Genomic DNA, 18097 nt, shown 5'->3' with positions numbered 1-18097 from the left:
GGAAGCTTGGAGGGTCGCGAGCTAAAGCTGCCTCCCACGGGGCAGCTATCTATGCCTGATGAAACAGCAGGTTGGCGAGTAAAGCCTGAAACCTACTGAATAGTTACAAAAAATAAAGGTTAAAAGCCATCGTCTACAAAGTGAAAAGCACCATATAACGCCCACACAAAAACGCCCCAAGCATCACTGCCTGGGGCGCTTCTGATAAAAGCTGGTAGGACCAGGCGGATTTGAACCGCCGACCTCCACGATGTCAACGTGGCGCTCTAACCAACTGAGCTATGGTCCTAAAAAGAGGTGTCACATAGGGCTGGTAGAACCAGGCGGATTTGAACCGCCGACCTCCACGATGTCAACGTGGCGCTCTAACCAACTGAGCTATGGTTCTATTATGCTATTTAGAGTGGGCTATTCGGATAGCCACACGCCTTGCAACGGATGCATATCTTACGCTTTTATCACTGAATTGCAAGTTCTTTTCCCATGCGCGCCCTCTCCCGCCAGCGTTAAACCCATTACGAATAGATGTTCAATTCGACACCTGCAACCTTCTAGCGCTAGGCTTAGCGCTTCAATGTGCTGGGTGTTATCTATAGGGAGATAAACAATGCTGGGTATTTTGCTAGGAAGCATAGCGATCCTACTGTTATTGGCTACGCTGATTGCACGGATACATTTACACTGGTGGTGGATCCGCAGTTTTGAATTTCCACGCCTGCAGATCGCCTTCCTAGCCTTAATCACCTGGCTATTAGCGGTTATCTTCGTTGAACCTGGCCCCTGGCTATGGGTAGCTCTACTTGCCTCCGGTATCACTGTATTGTTTCAGGTCTACTATATTCTGCCCTGGACACCGCTCTGGCCGGTGCAGGTTAAAGCGGCAGAGAGTAACGACTCAGATAAAACGATTACGCTGCTGATCGCCAACGTGCTGACCCCTAACCGGCAGGCCCAAGCGCTGATCGACATGATCAAACAGCATCAGCCCGACATAGTACTGACCCTGGAGTCAGACCAGTGGTGGCAGGATCAGTTGGATCCGGCGCTCGCAGAGCAGTGGCCACATAGCGTTAAAATCCCGCTCGACAACCTTTACGGCATGCACCTTTACTCTCACCTGGAACTCTCTAACACCTCGGTGGAATGGCTAATTCAGGACGATATTCCGTCTATTCATACCCGAGTGAGGCTTGCTAACGGCGATAGCATTCGCTTTTACGCACTCCACCCTCGTCCACCGGCCCCGAGCGAGAGTGAAAAATCCCTTTGGCGGGATGCTGAGCTGCTGTTGGTTGGCAAGAAGATTCATGAAGATCCCCAAGCGACGTTGGTCGCCGGGGATCTGAACGATGTAGCGTGGTCACGTACCACACGGCTGTTTTGCCGCGTTGGCGGCATGCTCGATCCACGCCGTGGGCGTGGTTTATTCAGCACCTTCCACGCCAAATATCCCGTTTTGCGCTGGCCCCTTGACCATATTTTTGTGACCGAGCACTTCACCTTAGTCGGCATGCAGCGCCTTAACTACTTCGGTTCCGACCACTTCCCGATACTGGCTACCTTTTGCTATCGCCCCTCACGTCAAGATGAGCATGAAACCCCCGAAGCCGATGCCGAGGAGCGCAGTGAGGCCAGCGAAACGATTCAGGAAGGTAAAACCGAAACGCAGGAGACCTGAACTCGGGTGGCCTGAAGTTAGCTGACCTTAAAAGTGTTACTCAGGGATGCCTCCGTGTGTTAACGCGACCGGATCCAGCAGCCGCTCTAGCGTCTCCCGGTCAAGGTCAGTTTTCTCTTCCGCCACATCAATAATCGGCCTTCCCGCCTGGTAAGCCTCTTTGGCGACTGCGGCGGCGGCGTTGTAGCCAATCACGCCATTGAGCGCCGTCACCAAAATGGGGTTTCTAGCCAGCGGGCCTTGCAGGTTATCTTCACGCACTTTAAAGGTGGCAATCGCACGATCAGCCAGCAGCCGAGCGGTATTACTCATTAAGCTTATGGATGTTAGCAAATTGGAAGCCACCAACGGCAGCATCACGTTCAATTGAAAGTTACCACTTTGGCCGGCCACGGTAATCGCGGCATCCAGACCAATGACTTGCGCGGCAGCCTGAGCGGCCGACTCAGGAATAACCGGGTTCACCTTTCCTGGCATAATCGAACTGCCGGGCTGTAACGCCTCAAGCTCAATTTCTCCTAGCCCCGCTAGCGGCCCCGAGTTCATCCAGCGCAGGTCGTTGGCTATTTTCATGATCACGCAGGCTAAGCCTTTCAACTGCCCCGAGAGCTCTACCGCTGCATCCTGAGACGAGAGGCTGGCAAAGAAGCTGTCGTTAGGGGTAAACATCAAGCCGGTCTGTTCGCTCAGCTCCTGGGCGACCTGCTCAGCAAAACCGATAGGCGCGTTAATGCCGGTGCCCACGGCGGTGCCGCCCTGAGCGATGCGGCACAGTCGTTTCATGGCGCTATCAAAACGTTCAATGGCCTGACTTAGTTGACTAGACCAGGCGCCCAGCTCTTGATCCATACGCAGCGGCATGGCATCCATGAGGTGAGTACGGCCGGTTTTTACCACATGGCTCAGCTCACTGGCACGTTGGTCGATAGTGTCGCGTAGATGAACCAGGGCTGGGCGGAGTGATTCGTGCACCGCGATGGCAGCCGAAAGGTGAATGGCCGTGGGAATCACATCATTGCTGGACTGCCCCATATTGACGTGATCATTCGGGGTCACCTCAACGCCCTCACGACTTGCCAATGTGGCCAGTACCTCGTTGACGTTCATATTGGTGGAGGTGCCTGAACCGGTTTGAAACACATCGATGGGGAAGTGCTGGTCATGCTTGCCCGTTAACACTTCGCGCGCCGCCTTTTGAATCGCCTCCCCGCGGGCGCTATCAAGCCCTCCTAACGTTTGATTAGCCCGGGCTGCCGCTAGCTTGATACGCGCGACTGCATGAATGAAAGCCGGGGGCATGGGCGAATGAGAGACAGGGAAGTTATTGATTGCCCGCTGGGTCTGCGCACCATAAAGGGCGTCAGAAGGCACTTCCAATTCGCCCATGCTGTCACGTTCCATCCGTGTTGCCATTGCTCTTTCTCCCATCGGTAAGATCAGTAGTGATACTTATCTGAGCGCAAAGCCGATCTATCGTTCGCCAGCTAAGGCTGCATCCACTACCTTCAAGCTAGCTGGTTAGTTCATGCGGGTAAACACGCCCTTAGCCCGCGGGCATTAAAATGCCAAAAACCAAATGTTGCACTGCACAAAAACAGTTGCTATGCTGCAACGCAAGATAGCTTAAAGAGCTACTCATTCAATAAGCAGCGCCAACCACTGGATAGCTGCTTTTGGCAAGACTAAACCCAGGAGGGTATGACGATGCGTACATTAAATACTAACGAAATGACTCAGCAGTTTGACAACATGTTTATGGCACCAGTACGCGCTTACATGGCGCTGAGCATCGATTACAGCGAAAAAATGCTTAACGCTCAGATGGATGCCAGCAAAGCCTATGTCGACACCGGCATTGCGCAAATGCGCCAAATGATGGACGTAAAAGACGCAGAAGGTCTGCGTAGCTACATGGAAGGTCAGCAAAAAGTAGCGAAAGAGCTGGCTGAGCGTGTTAAAGGCGATACCGATAAAGTCGTATCCCTGCAGCAAGACTTTATCCAAAAAAGCCAGAAAATTACCGAAGACAACGTTAAGCAGGCGCAAACCGCTGCTAGCAAGTTGAGCAAAACTGCTTAATCGCTTATTGAATCAAATAAGCTGGTAAGTAAGTCTTAAAAAACGCCCCTGTTGGCTCACGCTGACAGGGGCGTTTTAGTCGTTGCCTTTAGCATTTTTTTACCAGCCACTTCACCAACCGAGGGCGGATTTCACAAACGGAATCGTCAATTTACGCTTGGCTGATAGCGATGCTTTATCCAGGGTCTCAACCGCGCGGCACAGCTCACCTAGATCGCGGGGGCCACGATGCAAAATATAGCGACCAACGTCATCGGGAAGCTGCATTCCTCTCACACTGGCGCGCAGCTTTAGCGCTGCCAACCGCTCGTCATCATCTTCTAAGGGGTGAACGTGAAACGTTACCCCCCAGGTCAAACGAGAAGCCAAATCCGGTAGCACCACGTTTAGCTGTCGCGGGGAAACACTAGCCGCAATCACTAATTTCTTGCCAGCATCTCTGAGCCGGTTAAAGGCATGAAACAGCGCCTCTTCCCAGCGCTTACGGCCAATGACACACTCCAAATCATCAATGGCGACAAGATCCAGACGCTCGATGTCTTCCAGCATTAGCGGCGGAAAGTGGCCCAAATCATCCAGCGGTAAGTAAAGCGCGCGCTTATCCGCATCAGATGCGGCATGACACGCCGCCTGTAAAAGGTGGCTGCGCCCTACCCCTGGCGCCCCCCAAAGATAGAGAAACTGCTCCCCCTCTGAAGTAAGCTGCTGAGTAAGATGCTCTACCAGCGGCGTATTTGAACGCGCCACATAGTAATTATCAAAGGTCGCGTCATCGCGCAGACCAATGCCCAAAGGAAGCTGTGCCGGTAGTCGGCTCATGATGACTCACCTTGATCATTACGACTATTTCCATCACGACTAGGCCCACTATGCCCCAGCTCATCATGATACGAAGAGCTGACCTCGATAATTGAGGCATGTTTGTCGGTATTATTTTCGTCGTATAACTCGCTATGCTGATAGCGAACTTTTACTTCTTTTAGCAGCACTAGAATCACCGCGGCAACAGGCAGTGCCAGCAACACCCCTGTTAGACCAAACAGATTGCCACCCGCCAGCACGGCAAATATAACCGCCACCGGATGCAGACCAATCTTATCGCCCAACAATTTAGGCTGTAGAACCACACTCTCCGCCATTTGGCCAATACTGAACACCAGGATGACGCCTAGTACCGCCCACCAGGTGGCGTACTGGAACAGCGCGACAACAAGGGCAATCACCAAGCCGACAATAAAGCCCAGGAACGGCACGATGCTTACCAGCCCGGACACAAAGCCGATCAACAGGCCAAAGTTGAGCCCCATCAGCGTTAAGCCCACCGCATAAATAATCCCTAAGCAGAGCATGACCAGCAGTTGGCCACGTAGAAACGATGACAACACTTCATCGCAGCGACGCGCCAACCGGAAAGTATCATCCGCCCACTGGCGTGGCACGAGATTGGCAATATTGGTCAGCAGGCGATTCCAGTCCAAGAGTAAATAGAAGGTCACCACGGGGATTAGCGCTACATAGGTGATCCATGAGGCAAATGCCATTCCGGAACGGCCAATTTGGCCTAACGCCTGAGCTAAGTAGCCGCCAGCATCGCGCCAGTTTTCGACCAGCGTCTCACGCGCATTGATTAACTCCGCGGTTAAGTCATAACCCGTCCACTCTTGCACCTGAGGTGCGAGCGTATTTTCTACCCAATTGAAGATACCCGGGATAGCTTCGCCCAGCTGTTTAAGCTGTTGAACAAGCAGCGGTATTAATATCAACAGACTCGCTACCAGCACGACCAACAGTACTAAAAACACACTGCTCACCGCGAATGGCCGGTTCATGCCCCAGCGCTGGAAACGGTTAGCCAGCGGATCAGCTAAGTAAGCGAGAATCATCCCGGCAATAAAAGGCATCAGCACCGCGTCTAACAAATAGATTAAACCGCCTATTACCAGCAAAAATAGGACACCCCACCAAGAATTCCGCATAGTTCCCTCTCAAACGTGGATTTAAACCAACCATTTTCACTTACAGTCACTATTTTACTTATCACTACTATTTTACTTGCCACTACTATGCCGCATATAAGCAAAAGTCGCTCGTAAGCTTTTCATCATGTGCGACAGCGGTGCGGCCTGCGCCGCTGAGTGTTACAATCCGCTCCAGTTATCGTCTAGCACTGGCCATGTCGCCAGCACTACCAGCACCGCTATTTGCTTCACAGGATCTGTCATGACCGAGACTTCCTCTTCTTCGGCTACTCCTTCCCTCAGCTACAAGGACGCAGGCGTCGATATTGATGCCGGTAACGCCTTAGTTGACCGCATTAAACACGTTGCCAAACGCACTACTCGCCCAGAAGTCATGGGCGGGCTTGGCGGTTTTGGCGCGCTATGCGAGATTCCCGCGGGCTATCGGCAGCCCGTACTCGTCTCAGGTACCGATGGTGTCGGCACCAAGCTGCGCCTGGCGATGGATCTTGGCAAACACGACACCATTGGTATTGATTTGGTCGCTATGTGTGTCAACGATCTCATCGTGGCCGGCGCCGAACCACTGCTCTTTCTTGACTACTATGCCACGGGTAAGCTCGATGTGGATATTGCTGCTGACGTTGTCACCGGCATTGGCGCTGGTTGCGAACTGGCTGGCTGCGCTCTGGTAGGTGGCGAAACCGCCGAAATGCCGGGCATGTATGAAGGAAACGACTACGATTTAGCGGGCTTTTGCGTAGGTGTGGTTGAAAAAGCAGACATTTTAGATGGCAGCAAAGTGGCCGAAGGCGACGTCATATTGGGGCTTGCCTCATCCGGGCCACACTCCAACGGCTACTCACTGATTCGCAAAATCCTTGAGGTTAGCGACGCTTCGCTAGAGACCGACATCGACGGCCAAACCCTTGGCGATGCGCTGATGGCACCTACCCGCATCTACGTTAAATCACTGCTCTCCTTAATGCGCGGCAGCGACATTGCCGTGCATGCGTTATCGCACATCACCGGTGGTGGATTGCTTGAAAACATTCCCCGCGTGCTGCCGGACAATCTCGCGGCGCATATTGATATTGCCAGTTGGCAGCGCCCCGCCGTGTTTGATTGGCTACAGGCCAACGGCAACGTGAATGAAACCGAAATGCACCGCGTGCTCAATTGCGGTATTGGCATGGTCGTTGTGGTGCCGCAACATCAAGCAGAGCAGGCAGCGGCTCATCTGCAAGCCGAAGGCGAATCCGTTTATCGTCTAGGCCAGATCGTTGAACGCCAAGGGGACGCCGTTATTCTGGAGAACCTCTCGGCATGACCAATACGGACTACCAGAGCGATACCATTAAAGACGTAACGCCAGAGCCTCTCGGTGCACGCCGCATTGTCGTGCTTATCTCTGGCAGCGGTAGCAATCTTCAGGCGCTGATTGATGCTCAGTCCCACGACCGCTTAGGCGGCGGTGAGATTGTCGCGGTGATTTCCAATGTCGCTGACGCCTATGGTTTGAAACGCGCCCACGAAGCGGGCATTGAAGCGGTTGCGCTCCCCCACCGGGAATACGATAGCCGCGAAGCCTACGACGGCGCCTTGATCAAAGTCATTGAGCGCCACGAGCCGGATCTGATCGTTCTGGCAGGCTTTATGCGCATTTTGACGCCTCGCTTTGTGCAGCGCTTCCTGGGCCGAATGTTGAATATCCATCCTTCGTTACTGCCGGACTACCAAGGGCTCAACACTCACGCCCGCGCCCTGGCAGACGGTGTTGCCAGCCACGGCTGTAGCGTTCACTTCGTCACCGAAGAGTTAGACGGTGGCCCAGTGGTACTGCAAGCGGAACTGCTGCTCAACGCTGACGACACGGCTGAAACACTGCAAGAGAAGGTTCGCTCACGGGAACACCTAATCTACCCGATTGCGGTGCAGTGGTTTATGGAAGGCAGGCTGCAGTTCAGCGCCGAAGGGGCCAAAATGGACGGCCACCTGCTGCCAGAACACGGCATGCGGCTTTCCCATGCCGACGCTGCAGAAGAACTTGATGAAGACCTTGATGAAAAGCTCGACGAAGAGTCTCAGGGCTAGACGGGTATCATCACCATAAGCATTAAAAAGCGCCTTACGGTTTTGCCGTAAGGCGCTTTTTCGTAGCAGTGCATTGCGTAAACTAGGTACGCGGCAAGGTCACACCACGCTGGCCCATATACTTCCCGCCTCGGTCTTTATACGAGGTTTCGCACACTTCGTCGGACTCCAAGAACAACATCTGCGCGACCCCCTCGTGGGCATAGATTTTTGCCGGCAGGTTGGTGGTGTTAGAGAACTCCAACGTAACGTGGCCTTCCCACTCAGGCTCCAGCGGCGTCACATTAACAATAATGCCACAGCGCGCGTAGGTGGATTTTCCCAGGCAAATAGTCAGCACGTTACGGGGAATACGGAAGTACTCCACCGTGCGCGCCAGCGCAAAAGAGTTGGGCGGAATAATGCATACGTCGCCTTTAATATCGACAAAGCTTTTCGCATCAAACGCCTTTGGATCGACAATCGCTGAGTGAATATTGGTAAAGACTTTGAATTCGTCTGAGCAGCGCACATCGTAACCGTAGCTTGAGGTGCCGTAAGAAATCACGCGCTGATCGTTCACATAGCGCACTTGCTCGGCTTCAAACGGCTCAATCATCGCGTCGCTTTTGGCCATGCGACGAATCCAATTATCAGATTTGATACTCATTTATTTCGTTATCACTCACTAAAGGAAATAGTTGGGCCGTCGCCTTGATGCGCGCTAACCGCTTCAGCGACTTTTTTGGCAATAGTCGCAAAGGTTTGACTCACCGCCCCCTCAGGCTCAGAGACCACACTCGGGCGGCCTGAATCCGTCAGTTCACGGATGGAAAGCGTTAGCGGTAACCTTCCAAGCACTTGGGTATCGTACTCCTGAGCGATACTATCGCCACCGCCGGTGCCAAAGATAGCCGCTTCATGGCCACAGTTTTCGCAGTGGTAGAGGCTCATATTTTCCACCACGCCAAGCACCGGCACGTTAACCTTACGGAACATTTCGATCCCTTTACGGGCATCTAACAACGCAATATCCTGCGGTGTGGTTACGATCACCGCGCCCGCCACCGGCACTTTCTGGGCCAGAGTCAATTGGATATCACCGGTGCCTGGGGGCATATCGATCAATAGAAAATCGAGATTATCCCATTGAGTTTGCGTCAGCATCTGCTGGAACGCGCCCACCACCATCGGTCCGCGCCACACCATAGGCTCACGTGTGTTGACCATAAACGCCATCGACATAGCCTGAATGCCATGGGCCTGGAGCGGAAGGAATTTGTCATTACTTGCCGCCTGGGGGCGCGTACCCTCTTTAACACCGAGCATTTGTGCCTGGCTGGGCCCATAGATATCCGCATCCAGGACGCCCACGCGGTAGCCCTGCGCTGCCAGCGCTAATGCCAAATTCACGGTGACGGTGGATTTTCCCACGCCGCCCTTGCCCGATGCCACTGCAATAATATGCTTAACCCCATCCATTCAATGGCACTCCTCGTTTTAGGCTCTTAATATTTACGTTAGGCTTGCGTGAATGATACGCCTCACAGCCAAAATCATAAACCAACAACAAGAGAGCGGATGCCGGGTTCCCGACATCCGCCCTCACTTTACTAACGCGAAAGGTGCGTTACAGCATTACTATTTAGCCATTTATCAGCCTGCGTTTTGCTGTGACTCTTCACTGCCACCATCGCTATCATTGGCGCTCTCATTTGAAGAACCCTCATCTGACGAGCCTTCATCCGACGAGCCATCTGAAGAGCCTTCTTCTGAAGAACTGCTCTGTGAGGAGCTATTCTGTGAAGAGCTATTCTGTGAAGATGAAGCAGCCTCACCGGCGGATTCTTCCGCATCGGCCAAGCGGCTATCTAATGTCGACAGCTCATCGCGCCATTCGCTTAACTGGCCTTCTAAACGCTCCAACTGGCTTTCACGCTCTTCAATATCGCTTTCAACACTCGACACTTCCTCGCGGCCCATCTCCAAAGCGACCATGACGTCGTCGAGCTCGCTGCGCACATCGCTCAAGCTCTGCTCTTCCTCTTCGCGAAGCGCCGTTAGCGAATCAACTTCGTTTTGCAGCTCATCGCGCTCGCTAGTAATGGAGTCACGCTCGCTTTTTAACTCATCAAGCTCGCTTTGAGCAGTTGAGATTTCTTCTTCTAAACTGCTTAGCTGTTCATTTGACTGGCTAATCTGCTCTTCTAGTCCGGACAGCTCCTCTTCGGTGTTGCCCAGCTCTTCAACCGCTTCTTGACGCTGCTGTTCAGCTTCCTGACGGGCGGACTCAGCCTCCTGACGGGCTTCTTCAGCGCTAGAACGCGCTTCTTCTACTTGCTGAAGGGCGCTTTCTGCCTCGTCACGGGTGCTGGTGATTTCGTCGCGCTCTTCGCGCAGCGCGCTCATCTCACTTTCAGCGCTCTCTACCTGGTCATTAAGAGAGGCAATTTCCTCTTCCAGCGCATCACGCTCGGATTCAAGTTCTTCTAAACGCGACTGCACATCGCTGACATTCCCTTGGGCGCTTTCCAGCGAAGAGCTGGCCTCTTCCTGCTGAGCTTCCAGGGATGCCATCTCCTCCTGCAGCGCGGCTAAATTGGTTTCAGCTTCCTCGATTTCGCTAATGCGCTGGCTCATTTGGCTATTTTCCTGCTCAGCACTGGCGAGCTGCTCCTCTAGGCTATCGACACGATCCTGACGAGAGCCTGCGTTAGACTGCGCCATAATCGCCCAAATAACCGCAATGGCGGCAATACCGGCAATGGCTTTTACCCGGTTATCCTGGAAGAGGGTTTTCATATCCGACTTTTTAGCCGGCTCTGGCTTGTTGGCTGGCGACTGTTGATCCGAATGGTTTGCTTCCGACATTATGCTTTCCTCTATGGTCTAAGCTAACGTTTGTCCAAGCTAACGATAATCAAGTAAGTGGATATTGCGCTAACCGTGAATGATCTCCCCCTTCAGCATACACAGCTCGCTGTATCTAGCCAGTCTGTTTGCAAAAACGTGTATAAATGTTGCAGCAGTGTTACCAATCAAGCAAAGGTGTTTATCTTTTTAGTCTGAAGGCGGATGCTTTCCCTCATGAAAGCCAGAGGCCTCTCCACTGAACGCATCAAACCAATCCAAGGTGGTATGCAGTGACACCACGCTACCCACTATTAGCAGCGTAGGCGGTTTAATGGAGCCCGCCAAGAAAGCATCTGGCAGCGCAGACAACGTGCCTACGTGAGTAAGCTGTCGGCGAGTGGTTCCCTGCTCAATTAGCGCCAGCGGCGTATCTGGGGCTAAACCATGCTCAACCAGGGCTTGGCTGATTACCTTTACGGTGCCGAGCCCCATATAAAACACCAAGGTTTGCCCTGGCCGCGCTAACGCATCCCAATCAAGCTCACACTCGCCCTGTTGCAAATGTCCGGTAACAAAACGCACCGACTGGGCATGGTCGCGATGAGTCAAAGGAATGCCCGCATAGGCCGCGCAGCCTGATGCCGCCGTCACCCCAGGGATTACTTCCACACTCACTTGTGCCGCCACCAGCGCCTCAAGCTCCTCTCCACCTCGGCCAAAAATAAACGGATCACCACCTTTAAGGCGCACGACACGCTTACCCTGCTGAGCCCACTTTACAAGCGCTTGATTAATACCCTCTTGAGGGACACTGTGCAGCGAGCGTGCTTTACCCACATAAAATCGCTGCGCCTGTGGCGGTATAAAGGCGACAATCTCATCGCTAACCAAACGGTCGTACAGCACCACTTCAGCGGACTGTAGGCGCTTATACGCTTTTAACGTTAATAACTCCGGATCGCCAGGGCCAGCGCCCACTAGACTTACCAAGCCGTATGGCTGAGACATTTGCTCTCGTCCTGCTTCCAAGAATCCACCCCAGGAATAAAAAAGGTTTTTAATATGCAAAAAAGTAATTAATTTTACCACTAAATACCAATAACACCTTGTCTATTGCTTAAAATAGAATCCAATATATACAAGAAAAGAACATGCATATTCTAAAAAAATATAGATAATGGTGATTTTGTCTGCAATGGTTTACATCCTGATTACGTTTTAGGGCTAATCTTCACGATCAAATTCAAATTGGCATATGTTTGGAGATTCACGCATGCCCGTGAATGATATAGACGCACCAGAGCGAGTCAGTGCAGACCACCTTGTACCCCACATACCAGGCGTTATCTTTCAGTTTCATCGCGCGCGCAATGGCCATATGCGGTTCCCCTACTTAGAGGGCGGCGGCGTGGCTCTCAAACATATTGACCGGGATCTGCTTGCTCAAAATGCTGGCGAGTTAGTTGAGCAACTGACCGGCAATGACCACCCCAAGATAATGTCGGCGATCGAACGTTCGGCCCGCTGGATGCTGCCTCTCACGACGCGCTTTCGACTACCGTTTCCAGAAGACAACCCCCGCTGGATTGCGGTGAGCGCCAAGCCAAAGCCCGTTGTCGATGGCGTACAGTGGAACGGCATAATGATGGATATTAGCGATCAAGTCAGCGAAGAGCAGCGGCTTCGCAACCTATGCGACACAGACCCCCTGACGCAACTGCCCAATCGGCGCAAGCTGATGATGCACTTAACCCATGTTACATCGCTTAGCACCCGCCACGGCACACCGCTCTCCATCATGATGATCGATATCGATCATTTTAAACGCCTTAACGACCGCTGGGGCCACCTACATGGGGATGATGTGCTTAAACAGCTAGCGATGCACGCCCAGTCGCTGCTGCGCTGTGAAGACATGGTCGCTCGGTTAGGAGGTGAAGAGTTTATGGTCGTGCTGCCGCTTACGCCGCTGCAGCAATGCCATGCACTTGCTGACCGCTTACGCCAGGCCATCAGTGTACGCGACTTCGGTATGGGGCCGGGCCAAGTGACATTGAGCATTGGGGTTGCCGAGTATCGCTGTGGCGAACCCCTCACGAGCTTGATCGAGCGGGCCGACCAGGCGTTGTATAGCGCCAAAGACGTTGGTCGCGACTGCGTTTGCCATCTACGCTGATAGGGAATCCCCCATTGCAGGAGCCATACAATGACAAGGCTAGCCGATGCCATTTGTGAGCCGTGCAGCAAAGATGCTCAACCTTTTAATAAAGATGAGGCCCAAGAGCGGCTAAAAAGCCTCAGCCAGTGGCAGATTGTCGAGCACGATGGCATCATGAAGCTGTCGCGAAGTTTTAAATTCCGTGACTTTGCCAGCGCATTGGCGTTTACCCAGAGCGTTGGCGATATTGCAGAGCAGGCCGGCCATCACCCCGTTATCGTGACCGAGTGGGGCAAAGCCACCGTTACGTGGTGGTCTCACGCTATTAAAGGCCTGCATCTTAATGACTTCATTCTTGCCGCCAGAACCGACGAGGTAGCCGAATAAATGTTTGAGCATATTGAGCGAGTCCCAGGAGATGCCATTCTCGGGCTGATCGAAGCTTTCAAGAAAGATACCAATCCGCAAAAGGTGGATTTAGGTGTTGGTGTTTACCGCGATACCCAAGGCAATACGCCGGTAATGCGCGCCGTTAAGGAAGCAGAAGCTCGCCTGCTCAAGAATGAAACGACGAAAACCTATATCGGTTCTCACGGCGCGCCTAGCTATGGCGAAGTAGTACTTCCCATGGTATTTGGTGCTGAGTCACCGGTACTGAAAGCCAACCGTGCCAGCGCTACCCAGTCGCCTGGCGGCACCGGCGCCCTGCGCTTGGCAGCCGATTTCATTTCCACTCAGTTGCCGGGCAAAGGTATCTGGGTAAGCGACCCAACGTGGCCCAACCACCACGGTATTTTTACCGCCGCAGGTATTGAGCTACACAAGTACCCCTACGTTGACCCTGACAACCGTCTCGACTTTGACGGTATGCGTGCAGCGCTAAAAAGTATCCCAGAAGGTGATGTAGTCGTACTCCACGCCTGCTGTCACAACCCGACTGGGTTTGATCTTTCCCACGCCCAGTGGCAGGAAGTGCTAGAGATCGTCCGTGAGCGCAAGCTGCTGCCGCTGATCGACTTTGCCTATCAGGGCTTTGGTGAAGGCCTGGATGAGGACGCTTACGGCGTACGCCTGCTGGCGGAAAACCTCGACGAAGCGATCATCACCAGCTCCTGCTCGAAGAACTTTGGTATTTATTGCGAGCGTACCGGCTGCTTGATCATGGTGGCAAAAGACAGCGAGCAGATGGATAACATTCGCTCGCAGGTCGCGATCGTGGCACGGGAAAACTACTCAAACCCGCCTGCGCACGGCGGCGCTATCGTCAGCGAGATCCTCCACGATCCAGAGCTGACTGCGCTATGGCGTGAAGAGCTGACCGAAATGCGTGATCGTATTAATACCCTGCGTCGCGATTTCGTCGAAGCGCTGAAGCCCTACGGGCTTGACGAGAAGTACGCCTGCGTAGCAGAGCAGCGCGGCATGTTCTCCTACACCGGCTTAACGCCGGAACAGGTGGATCGTTTGCGCGATGAATTTGGCATCTACATGGTGCGCTCGGGTCGCGCTAACGTAGCGGGCTTCTCCCATGAGAACCTGCCCTACCTGGCTAAAGCGATTGCCGCTGTTAACGACTAGCTAGCAAGCATTGCCGTACTACAAACGCCCAGGCCTACCTGGGCGTTTTTGTGTGCTGAGCACTTGACCGATCAGTCAACACTTCGGCACACTCAGCGTTGCCTTGTATACAACACACCATAATCAAGAGGCCTACCATGGCGGCTGCCAGCATCCACTACCCCTGGTACAAAAAAGAAGATACCGACGCGTTCTTCGCCCTGTTCCAAAACAATATTGCCAACTTTGTCATTATCGCCATCACCATGTTGGGCATGGGATTCCCCTCATCCATTGTCTATGGGCAGGTGCTGCCGGGAGCGGCAGTCGCGGTCATGGTGGGTAATTTCTACTATGCATGGAGCGCGGCAAGATTGGCCCGTAAGGAGAACCGTGCCGATGTAACGGCGCTCTCTTACGGTATCTCAACGCCGGTCATGTTTGTGTTTCTATTCGGCGTACTGCTACCCGCCAAACAGCTCACCGGTGATGCTGAAATGGCCTGGAAAGTTGCGGTCGCCGCCTGTTTTATCAGCGGCGCTATCGAAGCCGCGATCAGCGTGGTTGGCCGCTGGGTGCAGTATCACCTGCCCCGCGCCGCGATGCTGGGCGCCGTTGCCGGTGTCGCCCTGACGTTTATCGCCGGTGAAATGCTGTTCAAAACCCTGGAAATGCCGATTATTGGCCTGCTGGTGTTAGCGATCATTATTGTTGGCCTGGTCGCCAGAGTGAGCATGCCGTTTAAACTGCCCACCTCGCTATTCGCCATCATCGTCGGTACTGCCATGGCCTATTTGATTGGCGATGCCGGTACCGAACGCTTTAGCGATGCCTTTACCCACCTAGGCTTTTACCCGCTGCTTCCCAATCTAGCCTGGTTTGAAGGGCTGGGTTTACTGTTCACCAGCATGCTCGCAGTCTTGACCGTCGTTCTGCCGATCACGCTGTATAACGCCATTGAGACGATGAACAACGTCGAGGCGATGGAGGCGGCAGGCGATAAGTACGATGTGCGCGAGTGTCAGGCGGTTGATGGCGCCGGTACCATGATTGGCGCCCTGTTTGGCGGCGTGTTTCCAACCACGGTTTATATAGCTACCGTGGGGGCCAAGTGGATGGGCGCAGGCCGAGGCTACAGCCTTCTCAACGGTGCTGTTTATGCGCTGGCTACCATGTTTGGTTTAATCGCCGCCCTGGCCGCGATTATTCCCGTTTCGGTGGTGGCACCGATTTTGGTCTTTGTCGGCATGTCGATGATTGCCACCGCGTTTCAGGCCAACGACACACGCTACTACCCTGCTGTGGCGCTGGCCATGCTGCCCTACTTCGCCAACTACGTGATGACGCGCTTTAACCGCGGGGCTGGTGAAGTCGTCACCGACATATCCAGTGCCATTGTGGTAATGGGCCAAGGGGCTATGTTTATGGCCATTCTGCTGGGCGCAATGACAGTATCGGTAATTGACCATCAGTTCCGACGTGCGGCCGCCTTCGCAGCCATTGCCGCGGGCTTTTCCTTCGTCGGGCTGATGCATGCCCCCGAGCTGTCACTCAATGCTTCCCCAGAGTTCGTGATGGGCTACTTAGGGATGGCGCTGCTGTTTATCTATTTCTCCTTTCAGGAAGCTGGGCGCCTGCGTTAATTAACGAATCCCGCCTGCCGATGCGGGCGGGACAAAATACGCCGCATGACCTGCCACGCCATCAAGCCCGCCAGCAGGTTGCCTATGGCCGCGCCCGCCGCCAGCCCCCACCAACCGAAGAACTGTGAACCCAACCAGAGGCAGGGCAGATAGCAAACAAACAGCCGAGCGCTGGATAGCAGCATCGCTCGCAGCGGCCAACCTAAGGCATTTCCCGCCGAGACCACTAGCATGCAAACGCCCAGCGCGGCGTAGCTAGGCAGCAGAAAGCGAATCAGCAGAGCCAGCTCGTTTTGTACTTCAGGATTACCCGCTAAAGCCATGGCTAGCCAGGGAGCCCCCAGGGCCAGCAACACGCCCAGACTAAGCTGCCAAACCAGCGCGACCTTGACCGCCAAGCGCATAAGCTGCTGTATCTGCCCCCAATCACCGGCGCCGTAGCAGCGCCCTAACCAAGGTGGCAGCGACATGGTCATGGCTAGAATCACCATCAGCGAGAGTGTTTCCAAACGACTCGCCAACCCCCAGGCGGCTACTTCACTTTCGCCCAGGCCCGCCACCACGGAAATTGCCAGCATCGCCGCCAAGGGCGGCATCAATTGGCTGACCATCGCGGGAGCGGCAATGCCTGTAAACGGCCGCCACGACTGTTTCGCCTCTATCCACAGCCCTAACTGCGACGCCCACTGGCGTTTTAGCAGTTTACGCGTAGTGACCAACAGCCCCACAGAGAAAGCAATTGCAGTTGCCCAGGCAGCACCGGGCAATCCCCAGCCCTGCCAATCGCCTACCCCAAAAATCAGCAAAGGGTCGAGTACAAGGTTAACAAGGCTGCTCAGCACCATCATTTTGCCCGGCAAGCGGGTATCCCCATGGGCGCGGAATACGCTATAGCTAAAATAGAGCAGCGCACCCAGCCATGCAGATAAAAGCTGAGGACCCCAGTAAATATAAATATACGAGAGCGTGGTGTCATCCGCACCCAGCAGTCGAAAAATGGGCACATGAAATAGCCACAATATGATCGCCAATAGGCCGATCACGCCACCGCCCGCCATTAACACCAAACTACTTAAGCGCCTCGCCCGCTCACCTTCCCCTGCACCTAGCGCCCGGGAAATCAGCGCGGCAATCGCAATCCCCATACCCACTTGAATGCCGATAATCAGAAATGACAGCGGAAAGGTGAACGACTGTGCAGCTAGCTGTGCAGTCCCCAAACGGGCAATAAAGGCGCTATCAACAAGTTGAAAACCCAATAACGCCAAAACCCCGATAGCCATTGGCCAGGTTTGCCGCCATAGGGTTATCGCCAACTCGCGTTGCTGCATCACAATTGCCAAGCTAACTCTCCTTTTATTCGCCTTAAACGCAAAAACGCCACCACCCCTAGCGGGGTGATGGCGCTTAACTAAAAGTACTCTTTACTGACGAATACCTTCAAACGTGACGTATAGCTCAAGCTCATGCATGGATTCAGGGAAATCACTCATGTCGATTCCGTAGTCACCCAGTGTCAGCGTGGTGCTGCCTTCGAAACCAGCGCGGTAGTTGCCCCAAGGGTCATCACCCTCACCCATCAGTTTAACCGGCATTTCAATTTCTTGTGTTTCGCCATGCAAGGTCAGATCACCGGTCAGCACACCTTCATCATCGCCCGTTGATTCAAAGCCTGTTGATGTGAAGGTAGCGGTCGGAAATTCGCTGGCGTTGAGGAAATCGTCACTCAGAATATGACGATCGCGCTCTGCGTGGTTACTGGTCAGGCTATCCACCTGTACTTCGATTTCAGCAGAAGATGCATCGAGATCTTCAGGATCGTAGGCAAACTGACCTTCAAACTCTTCAAAGCTGCCTAGAATATAGGAGAAGCCCAGGTGTGAAATTTTAAACTGAACAAAAGCGTGCTGGCCTTCTGTATCAATCTGATAATCAGCTGCCTGCGCTTGGCTCAACGGTACCAGCGCTACAGCGGCGATCGCGGATGCAAATGCGGTCTTCTTGAACATATTGAATTGCTCCTTGCTTTACTTAATAGGCACTGCGGGCAGTCAATTATCTTACCCGCAGTGGTTAGAAAAACTTGTATACAGATAAC

17 protein-coding genes and 2 tRNA genes are annotated in these 18097 nt (G+C 53.6%); 8 read left to right on the top strand and 11 right to left on the bottom strand.

The window, feature by feature from the left end:
- Positions 1 to 212: 212 nt before the first annotated feature.
- Together SR894_RS09245 and SR894_RS09240 are read right to left on the bottom strand one after the other, a co-directional pair.
- A tRNA-Val gene (locus SR894_RS09245) sits at positions 213 to 289 on the bottom strand.
- Between the two features lie 22 nt (positions 290 to 311).
- Positions 312 to 388, bottom strand: a tRNA-Val gene (locus SR894_RS09240).
- A gap of 219 nt (positions 389 to 607) precedes the next feature.
- Between SR894_RS09240 and SR894_RS09235 the strand changes: the two genes are divergently transcribed.
- The gene (locus tag SR894_RS09235) at positions 608 to 1678 is read left to right on the top strand and encodes an endonuclease/exonuclease/phosphatase family protein (protein ID WP_133733522.1); all 1071 of its coding nucleotides are present in this window, start codon (positions 608 to 610) and stop codon (positions 1676 to 1678) included.
- A gap of 36 nt (positions 1679 to 1714) precedes the next feature.
- Here SR894_RS09235 and SR894_RS09230 read toward each other — a convergent pair whose 3' ends face one another.
- Positions 1715 to 3091: a class II fumarate hydratase gene (locus tag SR894_RS09230; RefSeq protein WP_133733523.1), complete on the bottom strand. Its 1377-nt coding sequence runs from the start codon at positions 3089 to 3091 to the stop codon at positions 1715 to 1717.
- 291 nt (positions 3092 to 3382) lie between these two features.
- Here SR894_RS09230 and SR894_RS09225 point away from each other — a divergent pair, with 291 nt between their 5' ends.
- The gene (locus SR894_RS09225; RefSeq protein ID WP_064233518.1) at positions 3383 to 3757 is read left to right on the top strand and encodes a phasin family protein; all 375 of its coding nucleotides are present in this window, start codon (positions 3383 to 3385) and stop codon (positions 3755 to 3757) included.
- A 111-nt stretch (positions 3758 to 3868) separates the two neighbouring features.
- On the opposite strand, the gene hda is transcribed toward SR894_RS09225, so the two are convergent.
- Both hda and SR894_RS09215 read right to left on the bottom strand, forming a co-directional pair.
- Entirely contained in the window at positions 3869 to 4576 is a 708-nt protein-coding gene (hda, locus tag SR894_RS09220) for a DnaA regulatory inactivator Hda (protein WP_133733524.1), read from the bottom strand.
- A complete protein-coding gene (locus tag SR894_RS09215) occupies positions 4573 to 5733 on the bottom strand; it encodes an AI-2E family transporter (RefSeq protein WP_133733525.1) in 1161 nt (386 codons plus the stop codon). Before SR894_RS09215 ends, hda begins: the two co-directional genes overlap by 4 nt.
- A 244-nt stretch (positions 5734 to 5977) precedes the next feature.
- Here SR894_RS09215 and purM point away from each other — a divergent pair, with 244 nt between their 5' ends.
- Positions 5978 to 7045 (top strand): phosphoribosylformylglycinamidine cyclo-ligase, encoded by a 1068-nt coding sequence (gene purM, locus SR894_RS09210; RefSeq protein ID WP_133733526.1) that lies wholly within the window; start codon positions 5978 to 5980, stop codon positions 7043 to 7045.
- On the top strand, positions 7042 to 7809 hold the full coding sequence (purN, locus tag SR894_RS09205; RefSeq protein WP_133733527.1) for a phosphoribosylglycinamide formyltransferase: 768 nt from the start codon (positions 7042 to 7044) through the stop codon (positions 7807 to 7809). Before purM ends, purN begins: the two co-directional genes overlap by 4 nt.
- 82 nt (positions 7810 to 7891) lie before the next feature.
- Here purN and dcd read toward each other — a convergent pair whose 3' ends face one another.
- The 4 genes from dcd to cobA all read right to left on the bottom strand — a co-directional run bounded on the left by dcd (position 7892) and on the right by cobA (position 11649).
- Complete coding sequence (gene dcd / locus SR894_RS09200) at positions 7892 to 8458, bottom strand: dCTP deaminase (protein WP_035579668.1); 567 nt, start codon at positions 8456 to 8458, stop codon at positions 7892 to 7894.
- Positions 8459 to 8469: 11 nt separating this feature from the next.
- On the bottom strand, positions 8470 to 9270 hold the full coding sequence (apbC, locus tag SR894_RS09195) for an iron-sulfur cluster carrier protein ApbC (RefSeq protein ID WP_133733528.1): 801 nt from the start codon (positions 9268 to 9270) through the stop codon (positions 8470 to 8472).
- Positions 9271 to 9444: 174 nt separating this feature from the next.
- Positions 9445 to 10659, bottom strand: a complete 1215-nt coding sequence (locus SR894_RS09190) for a coiled-coil domain-containing protein (protein ID WP_133733529.1) — start codon at positions 10657 to 10659, stop codon at positions 9445 to 9447.
- 189 nt (positions 10660 to 10848) lie between these two features.
- Positions 10849 to 11649, bottom strand: a complete 801-nt coding sequence (cobA, locus tag SR894_RS09185) for a uroporphyrinogen-III C-methyltransferase (protein ID WP_133733530.1) — start codon at positions 11647 to 11649, stop codon at positions 10849 to 10851.
- Positions 11650 to 11914: 265 nt separating this feature from the next.
- On the opposite strand from cobA, the gene SR894_RS09180 reads away from it, so the two are divergent.
- From SR894_RS09180 to SR894_RS09165, 4 genes are all read left to right on the top strand, one after another.
- A complete protein-coding gene (locus SR894_RS09180) occupies positions 11915 to 12817 on the top strand; it encodes a GGDEF domain-containing protein (protein WP_133733531.1) in 903 nt (300 codons plus the stop codon).
- 30 nt (positions 12818 to 12847) lie between these two features.
- Entirely contained in the window at positions 12848 to 13186 is a 339-nt protein-coding gene (locus tag SR894_RS09175; RefSeq protein ID WP_133733532.1) for a 4a-hydroxytetrahydrobiopterin dehydratase, read from the top strand.
- Complete coding sequence (locus SR894_RS09170; RefSeq protein ID WP_133733533.1) at positions 13187 to 14377, top strand: amino acid aminotransferase; 1191 nt, start codon at positions 13187 to 13189, stop codon at positions 14375 to 14377.
- Between the two features lie 137 nt (positions 14378 to 14514).
- Positions 14515 to 15999: an NCS2 family permease gene (locus tag SR894_RS09165; RefSeq protein WP_133733534.1), complete on the top strand. Its 1485-nt coding sequence runs from the start codon at positions 14515 to 14517 to the stop codon at positions 15997 to 15999.
- On the opposite strand, the gene SR894_RS09160 is transcribed toward SR894_RS09165, so the two are convergent.
- Together SR894_RS09160 and SR894_RS09155 are read right to left on the bottom strand one after the other, a co-directional pair.
- Positions 15996 to 17330, bottom strand: coding sequence for an MATE family efflux transporter (locus SR894_RS09160; RefSeq protein WP_223288779.1), 1335 nt, complete (start codon positions 17328 to 17330; stop codon positions 15996 to 15998). The genes SR894_RS09165 and SR894_RS09160 overlap by 4 nt on opposite strands.
- 93 nt (positions 17331 to 17423) lie before the next feature.
- Positions 17424 to 18008, bottom strand: coding sequence for a YceI family protein (locus SR894_RS09155; RefSeq protein WP_133730700.1), 585 nt, complete (start codon positions 18006 to 18008; stop codon positions 17424 to 17426).
- Positions 18009 to 18097 lie beyond the last annotated feature (89 nt).

It is taken from the genome of Vreelandella neptunia, from assembly GCF_034479615.1.
In the GTDB taxonomy this organism is placed as follows: domain Bacteria; phylum Pseudomonadota; class Gammaproteobacteria; order Pseudomonadales; family Halomonadaceae; genus Vreelandella; species Vreelandella neptunia.
Note: the sequence above shows the minus strand (reverse complement) of the source record. Positions and strands in the feature narration are given on the sequence as shown.

Coding starts and splice junctions, on each gene's coding strand:
- SR894_RS09165 (WP_133733534.1), top strand. CDS start 14,515: ATGGCGGCTGCCAGCATCCACTACCCCTGGTACAAAAAAGAAGATACC.
- SR894_RS09215 (WP_133733525.1), bottom strand. CDS start 5,733: ATGCGGAATTCTTGGTGGGGTGTCCTATTTTTGCTGGTAATAGGCGGT.
- SR894_RS09155 (WP_133730700.1), bottom strand. CDS start 18,008: ATGTTCAAGAAGACCGCATTTGCATCCGCGATCGCCGCTGTAGCGCTG.
- hda (WP_133733524.1), bottom strand. CDS start 4,576: ATGAGCCGACTACCGGCACAGCTTCCTTTGGGCATTGGTCTGCGCGAT.
- SR894_RS09230 (WP_133733523.1), bottom strand. CDS start 3,091: ATGGCAACACGGATGGAACGTGACAGCATGGGCGAATTGGAAGTGCCT.
- SR894_RS09180 (WP_133733531.1), top strand. CDS start 11,915: ATGCCCGTGAATGATATAGACGCACCAGAGCGAGTCAGTGCAGACCAC.
- cobA (WP_133733530.1), bottom strand. CDS start 11,649: ATGTCTCAGCCATACGGCTTGGTAAGTCTAGTGGGCGCTGGCCCTGGC.
- dcd (WP_035579668.1), bottom strand. CDS start 8,458: ATGAGTATCAAATCTGATAATTGGATTCGTCGCATGGCCAAAAGCGAC.
- SR894_RS09160 (WP_223288779.1), bottom strand. CDS start 17,330: ATGCAGCAACGCGAGTTGGCGATAACCCTATGGCGGCAAACCTGGCCA.
- SR894_RS09175 (WP_133733532.1), top strand. CDS start 12,848: ATGACAAGGCTAGCCGATGCCATTTGTGAGCCGTGCAGCAAAGATGCT.
- apbC (WP_133733528.1), bottom strand. CDS start 9,270: ATGGATGGGGTTAAGCATATTATTGCAGTGGCATCGGGCAAGGGCGGC.
- purM (WP_133733526.1), top strand. CDS start 5,978: ATGACCGAGACTTCCTCTTCTTCGGCTACTCCTTCCCTCAGCTACAAG.
- SR894_RS09225 (WP_064233518.1), top strand. CDS start 3,383: ATGCGTACATTAAATACTAACGAAATGACTCAGCAGTTTGACAACATG.
- SR894_RS09235 (WP_133733522.1), top strand. CDS start 608: ATGCTGGGTATTTTGCTAGGAAGCATAGCGATCCTACTGTTATTGGCT.
- purN (WP_133733527.1), top strand. CDS start 7,042: ATGACCAATACGGACTACCAGAGCGATACCATTAAAGACGTAACGCCA.
- SR894_RS09170 (WP_133733533.1), top strand. CDS start 13,187: ATGTTTGAGCATATTGAGCGAGTCCCAGGAGATGCCATTCTCGGGCTG.
- SR894_RS09190 (WP_133733529.1), bottom strand. CDS start 10,659: ATGTCGGAAGCAAACCATTCGGATCAACAGTCGCCAGCCAACAAGCCA.